General features: G+C 38.6%; 7 protein-coding genes. All 7 read left to right on the forward strand.

From position 1 onward, the window contains the following. Positions 1 to 9: 9 nt before the first annotated feature. Positions 10 to 579, forward strand: coding sequence for a transcription factor FapR (fapR, locus tag KTHG_RS02830; protein WP_020189411.1), 570 nt, complete (start codon positions 10 to 12; stop codon positions 577 to 579). Between the two features lies 1 nt (position 580). Continuing rightward, positions 581 to 1567, forward strand: coding sequence for a phosphate acyltransferase PlsX (plsX, locus tag KTHG_RS02835; RefSeq protein ID WP_020189412.1), 987 nt, complete (start codon positions 581 to 583; stop codon positions 1565 to 1567). A gap of 1 nt (position 1568) precedes the next feature. Continuing rightward, positions 1569 to 2516 (forward strand): ACP S-malonyltransferase, encoded by a 948-nt coding sequence (fabD, locus tag KTHG_RS02840; protein WP_020189413.1) that lies wholly within the window; start codon positions 1569 to 1571, stop codon positions 2514 to 2516. Further along, positions 2509 to 3243 carry a 3-oxoacyl-[acyl-carrier-protein] reductase gene (fabG, locus tag KTHG_RS02845; protein ID WP_020189414.1) on the forward strand — a complete coding sequence of 245 codons (735 nt, stop codon included), beginning with the start codon at positions 2509 to 2511 and terminating at the stop codon, positions 3241 to 3243. The genes fabD and fabG overlap by 8 nt, the downstream gene beginning before the upstream one ends. Positions 3244 to 3338: 95 nt before the next feature. Then, positions 3339 to 3575 (forward strand): acyl carrier protein, encoded by a 237-nt coding sequence (locus KTHG_RS02850; protein ID WP_020189415.1) that lies wholly within the window; start codon positions 3339 to 3341, stop codon positions 3573 to 3575. Between the two features lie 162 nt (positions 3576 to 3737). Continuing rightward, positions 3738 to 4508: a ribonuclease III gene (rnc, locus tag KTHG_RS02855; protein WP_020189416.1), complete on the forward strand. Its 771-nt coding sequence runs from the start codon at positions 3738 to 3740 to the stop codon at positions 4506 to 4508. 69 nt (positions 4509 to 4577) lie between these two features. Then, positions 4578 to 6847 (forward strand): chromosome segregation protein SMC (gene smc, locus KTHG_RS02860; RefSeq protein WP_083851421.1); only part of this gene is annotated, 2270 nt, incomplete at its 3' end.

Below are 6847 nucleotides of genomic sequence, written 5' to 3' on the forward strand. Positions count from 1 at the left end.
ATTGAAACGATGAAGTATTCAAAAAAAGAACGACAAAAGTTGTTAAAACAGACTATTGAAGATAATCCTTTTATTACGGATGATCAACTGGCAACAAAATTTAATGTTAGTGTTCAAACAATCCGATTAGACCGTATGGAATTATCTATCCCCGAGTTACGCGAACGCATTAAAGACGTAGCAGCACATAATTTTGAAAATGAAGTAAAAACTTTACCTCTCGATGAAATCATTGGTGAGATTATTGATATCGAGTTAGATGAACGAGCATTGTCTATTTTTGATGTGACAGAGGATCATGTTTTCCAGCGTAATAATATTGCGCGAGGACACCATTTATTTGCACAAGCAAATTCATTGGCGGTCGCTGTCATTGATGACGATTTAGCGTTAACTGTTAAATCAACGTTATCATTCACGCGCCCTGTACATGCAGGAGATCGCGTTATTGCAAAAGCAACTGTAACAAGTCGTGATGACAATAATCGTACATTTGTAAGTGTGACATCAACAGTAAATGGTACGACAGTGTTTACGGGAGATTTTGAAATGTACCGTACGAAAGGTAAAGGTGAATAAAATGAAATTTGCAATTGATGGTATGGGTGGCGACAATGCGCCAAAAGAAATTATTGAAGGTGTCTACAAAGCGCTTGAAGATTTTTCTGATTTAGAAATCGTTCTTTATGGCGACGAAGAGAAAATGAAACCTTTTTTAAAACAGCATAATCGTTTAGAAGTAATTCATTGTACAGAAGTAATCGAAGGAACAGATGAGCCAGTGCGCTCCGTTCGTCGTAAAAAAGATGCTTCAATGGTGCGTGTAGCGCAAGCTGTTGCTGATGGTGAAGTAGAAGCATGCGTATCTGCTGGGAATACAGGTGCTTTAATGGCAGCTGGTTTATTTATTGTTCGTCGTATTGACGGCATTGACCGCCCCGCATTATCAACAACACTACCAACATTGGATGATGCTGGTTTTGATATGCTTGATTTAGGTGCGAATGCAGATGCTAAACCAGAAAATCTTGTACAATATGCGATTATGGGTAGCATTTATGCGCAACAAGTGCGCGGCGTAAAAAACCCAACTGTAGGTTTATTAAATATTGGTACAGAAGATAAAAAAGGTAATGATTTAACAAAACATGCTTTTGATTTATTAAAAGAAGCACCGATTAATTTTATCGGTAACGTCGAAGCGCGTGAATTATTAAATCACGCCGCTGATGTTGTTGTGACAGATGGGTTCACTGGCAACATGGTATTAAAAACAATCGAAGGGTCAGTTGGGGCATTGTTCTCTTTATTAAAAGAGGGCTTTATGTCATCAACAAAAACGAAAGTAGCCGCGGTTTTAATGAAACCAAGCTTGAAAACCATTAAAAATAAAATGGATTATAAAGAATATGGTGGAGCGGTATTATTTGGATTGAAGGCCCCAGTTATTAAAGCGCATGGCTCATCAGATGCACAAGGTTTTTACAGTGCAATTCGTCAAGCACGAAAAATGGTGAAACATAATGTCTGCGCAACGATTGATTCTACGATTTCAAAGGAGAATTAACATGACAAAAATTGCTTTTCTTTTCCCAGGACAAGGCTCTCAAAAAGTAGGTATGGGTGCTGAACTCTTAACAGGTGCTTACGCAAATTTCTATAAAGATGCGGATTCGCTTGTAGCATATGATTTATCATCACTTATGTTAGAAGGCCCAGAAGATCAATTAACACTTACATACAATGCACAACCTGCACTTTTAACAACTGGTGTACTTGTAGCAAAACAACTAGCAGATGCAGGTATTAAAGCAGATTTCACAATTGGTCATAGCTTAGGTGAATATGCCGCGTTAGTAGCTTCAGGTGTAATGAGTTTTGAAGATGCTGTGAAAATCGTTCATAAGCGCGGTGTATTAATGAATGAGGCGGTTCCTGCAGGTGAAGGAACTATGGCCGCTATTTTAGCGTTAGATTCAGAACAACTTGGCGCTGTGACAGAAGCAGTATCGGCAGAACTTGGTGAAGTTGTCCAAATGGCGAACTTAAATTGTCCAGGTCAAATTGTTATTTCTGGTACAAAACATGCAGTAGAAGTAGCATGTGAACGTGCAAAAGAAGCAGGCGCACGTCGTGCATTACCATTAAACGTTAGTGGACCATTCCACTCGGCGTTGATGAAACCTGCGGCAGAACGATTAAAAGCAGCCTTAGATGCGATTGAATTACACGAAGCGCAAATTCCGGTTATTGCGAATGTAACGGCAAAGCCTGTTACGCGACCTGAAGAGATTGAAAAATTATTAGTGGAACAGTTGTATTCACCAGTACGTTTTGAAGAGTCAATTCGTGAATTATTAGCACAAGGTGTCGATACATTTATTGAGTGTGGCCCGGGAAAAGTATTAAGCGGTTTAGTGAAGAAAGTAGATCGTAAAGCAACAACATACTGTATTTATGATGAAGCATCATTACAAGATGTGTTAACACAAGCAAAGGAGTGGTCTCATGTCTAAAACAGCAATCGTAACAGGTGCTTCCCGCGGAATTGGTCGTGCAATTGCCTTGAAATTAGCAAAAGACGGCTACAATATTGTTGTCAACTATAGTGGTTCTCAAGAACGTGCAGAAGCAGTCGCTAAAGAAGTACAAGCATTTAACGTAGAAGCACTTATCGTTCAGGCAAATGTTGCAGAAGCGGACGATGTTAAAAAGTTAATCGATACAACGCTTGAAACATTTGACACAATTGATGTGCTAGTAAATAATGCGGGCATTACGCGCGATAACTTATTAATGCGTCTTAAAGAAGACGATTGGGATGCAGTAATCGATACAAACTTAAAATCAGTCTTTTTATGTACGAAGGCTGTAGCACGTCCAATGATGAAACAACGTGCAGGGCGCATCATTAACATGGCGTCAGTTGTCGGAATTGTTGGGAATGCTGGGCAAGCGAATTACACAGCGTCTAAAGCGGGGGTCATTGGTTTAACAAAAACATCTGCAAAAGAATTAGCAGCACGTAATATTTTAGTAAATGCTGTTGCACCAGGCTTTATCGAAACGGAAATGACAGATGCTATGCCAGCAGAGGCAAAAGCAGGTATGGAAGCTCAAATTCCATTAGCAAAATTAGGACAGCCTGAAGATATAGCAGATGTGGTATCGTTCTTAGCAGGCGATGCAAGTCGCTACATGACAGGTCAAGTACTACATGTTGATGGCGGCATGGTGATGTAATAAATATTATTTTTATTCACCGATGAAAAATGCTATACTATGCTAGAAATCATAAACTGGTCATACCAGTTAGTCTTTGAGAGGAGGTGTATTTTGTGGCTACAGTTTTAGAACGCGTAAGCAAAGTTGTCGTTGACCGTTTAGGTGTTGACGAAAGCGAAGTAAAACCGGAAGCATCATTCCGTGAAGATTTAGGTGCTGATTCACTAGACGTTGTTGAATTAGTAATGGAATTTGAAGAAGAATTCGATATGCAAATCGAAGATGAAGATGCTGAAAAAATCCAAACAGTTGGTGATGCAGTGTCATTCATCGAGAAAGCACAAGCTTAATCACATAAGCTGTTTTGAATAAATACTTAAACTTCCCTTGTAGCTCGCTGCAAGGGAAGTTATGTTTTTGTGACAAATTTTTTTAATGTTTTGCACATTGCGCAAGAAAAAGGTACACTATCAAAGAGTACTAATTTAGTAAACTAAGAAGGTTGATGAACGATGGAAATCGAAGAATTATCACAAAAAAACGGTGCAATCCCTGAACAGGCTCGCGCTAAATTTGAAAAATTACAAAATATTTTAGGCTTACACTTTGGTAATAAAAATTTATTATACAATGCGTTTACACACTCATCTTATGTAAACGAGCATCGCCGCAAACAATATGAAGACAATGAACGTCTTGAATTTTTAGGTGACGCAGTGTTAGAGCTAACTGTTTCTAAGTTTTTATTCCTGAAATTCCCTAAAATGACAGAAGGCGAATTAACAAAACTTCGCGCAGCGATTGTTTGCGAACCGTCACTTGTTATCTTTGCAAACGAACTAAATTTTGGACAATTTGTGTTACTAGGTAAAGGGGAAGAAATTACAGGCGGTCGTGAACGTCCAGCATTACTTGCGGACTGCTTCGAAGCATTTGTCGGTGCTTTATATTTAGACCAAGGTTTAGAAACAGTTGTTGGCTTCTTGGAAAAAGTCGTTTTTCCAAAAGTAGAGCTCGGTATGTTTTCACATGTAATGGACTTTAAAAGTCAATTACAAGAAATGGTGCAACAAGCAAACTCAGGTGCGCTTCAATACACTATTATTAAAGAAAATGGTCCAGCGCATAATCGTACTTTCGTATCTCAAGTCATGTTAAGTGGTGCAGAGTTAGGTGTCGGGAATGGTAAATCGAAAAAAGAAGCTGAGCAACGAGCTGCTCAAAGTGCTATGGTTGCTTTTAAAAAACAACAAACGCAAAAAAATAACAACGAAGCCCAATAGCAAACAGAACGTACGTGAATGTACAACAGTATAGACTAATGAGGCAAAAGATTAGTAGGGGGTATTATTTTGTTCCTTAAACGGCTTGAAGTGATTGGTTTTAAATCTTTTGCCGATCGAATTGGAATTGACTTTGTGCCAGGAGTGACGGCGGTAGTCGGTCCAAATGGTAGTGGTAAAAGTAACGTCATAGATGCCATTCGATGGGTACTTGGCGAACAATCAGCGAAATCGCTACGTGGTGCAAAAATGGAAGATATTATTTTTGCGGGTAGTGACTCACGCAAACCGCTTAACTTTGCAGAAGTAACGCTCATCCTAGATAACGAAGATGAACGCTTGCCACTTTCTTATAATGAGGTGAGCGTTTCTCGTCGTGTCTATCGTTCGGGTGAAAGCGAATATTTATTAAATAAACAAAGCTGTCGCTTGAAAGATATTACAGATTTATTTTTAGACTCTGGACTAGGAAAAGAAGCTTTTTCAATTATTTCACAAGGTCGTGTTGATGAAATTTTAAACAGTAAACCAGACGACCGCCGTGCGATTTTTGAAGAAGCTGCTGGTGTTTTAAAATATAAAAAACGACGTAAAAAAGCAGAGCATAAACTATTTGAAACAGATGATAATTTAAATCGTGTGCTCGATATTTTACATGAATTAGACGGACGTATTGAACCGTTGCGTATTCAGGCATCTGCCGCAGAAGACTACGTGTCGATGACAAAAGAACTACGAGGCATTGATATTGCTGTCTTAATCCATGATATCGAAATGTTAGAAACTTCTTTCAAACAATTGGCTGTGCAAAAAAGTACTCTTTCCGAAAAAGGAAATGCACAACAATTAGAGATCGAAGCGCTTCAAAAAGAGCAACGTATGCATCGCGAAGCACTTCAAACAATTGATACAACATTGGATTTAGAGCAAGCAGAACTTGTAGATGTTAGTACAGATGTAGAACGCTATGAAGGACGTAAAGCGGTCTTATTACAAAAACGTCAAAATATTTCACAACAACTAGCAAGTTTAGAAAAATCAATTCAAACTGCCAAAATACAATATGAACAAGATGCTGCTTTGAAAGAAGTAAAGGCACAACAACTAGCAGAGTATGACGTTGCGTTTAAAGAGATTCGTCAAGAAGTAAAGCAGATGACACAAACTTTGGAACGTTCTACATCTGAAATTGAGCGTGAAATTGAACAACTTAAAAATGTTTATGTTGATCGTTTAAGTGAGCGTGCTGCCACAAATAACGAATTAAAAAATATTATTCGTCAATTGGAACAAGAGCAAGCAGAGACAACAAAAATGTCATCCGCTTCTGGAGAAACAATTGAAGAGTTACGTCGTCATAACGCAGAAAAAGAACAAGCTGCGGCATCACTAGAAGCCATTTCGAATGAATTAGCTGAGCAATTAGCACGTTATAAAGAATCACAAGAGACGTATAAAAAATTACGTGACATGTATTCGAAAAAACGAGACATGCTTTATCAAGGCTATAATCAATTGAAAACCATGCAAGGACGTAAAGAAACGTTAGAAGAGCTATCATCAAATTTTGAAGGCTTTTATAAAGGTCCTAAAATGATTTTACAAGCTCGTGATGAAAATCGTTTAACAGGTATTCATGGCGCTGTAGCCGAAATGTTGCAAGTGCCGGCTCCTTATGCAACTGCTATTGAAACAACGCTTGGTGCAACAGCACAGCATATTATTACGGAAACGGATAAACATGCGAGCCAAGCGATTCATTATTTACGTAATCATAACGGTGGACGTGCTACGTTCTTACCGAAGAATATTATGAAATCGCGTCAAATTCCAACAGATGTATTAACGCGTGTAGCGGGACATCCATCATTTATCAACACAGCTGATAAACTTGTTGAAGCAGAAGAAACGTTTGATACGATTGTTGCTCATTTATTAGGGCATGTTATTATCGCCAAAGATTTGGACGGCGCTAAAGCTATCGCAAACGCATGTCATTATCGCTACCGTATCGTTACATTAGAAGGCGATGTCGTAAATGCTGGTGGTTCAATGACGGGTGGATCGACAAATAAACAAAACGCTGTATTTAGTCGTAAAGCAGAATTAGAACAGTTAACAGACAATGTAGATAAATTGCAAGTCTCTATCTTAGCAGCAGAACAAACAGTGAAAGAACTAGAAAAACGTGTCGGTTTAAAAGAAGCAGAGTTGGAGCAACAGCGTCAAATAGGGGATACATTAAAACAACGTGAATATCGCCAAAATATCGCACTAGAAACCATTTCAGCGACGGTTAAGCGCTTATCACAACGTGTTTCTTTATTTGATTCTGAACA

This window comes from Kurthia sp. Dielmo (assembly GCF_000307285.2).
Classification (GTDB): domain Bacteria; phylum Bacillota; class Bacilli; order Bacillales_A; family Planococcaceae; genus Kurthia; species Kurthia populi.

Bases quoted from the DNA above. Each gene is read 5' to 3' on its own strand.
- fapR (WP_020189411.1), top strand. From the start codon at position 10: ATGAAGTATTCAAAAAAAGAACGACAAAAGTTGTTAAAACAGACTATT.
- plsX (WP_020189412.1), top strand. From the start codon at position 581: ATGAAATTTGCAATTGATGGTATGGGTGGCGACAATGCGCCAAAAGAA.
- fabD (WP_020189413.1), top strand. From the start codon at position 1,569: ATGACAAAAATTGCTTTTCTTTTCCCAGGACAAGGCTCTCAAAAAGTA.
- fabG (WP_020189414.1), top strand. From the start codon at position 2,509: ATGTCTAAAACAGCAATCGTAACAGGTGCTTCCCGCGGAATTGGTCGT.
- rnc (WP_020189416.1), top strand. From the start codon at position 3,738: ATGGAAATCGAAGAATTATCACAAAAAAACGGTGCAATCCCTGAACAG.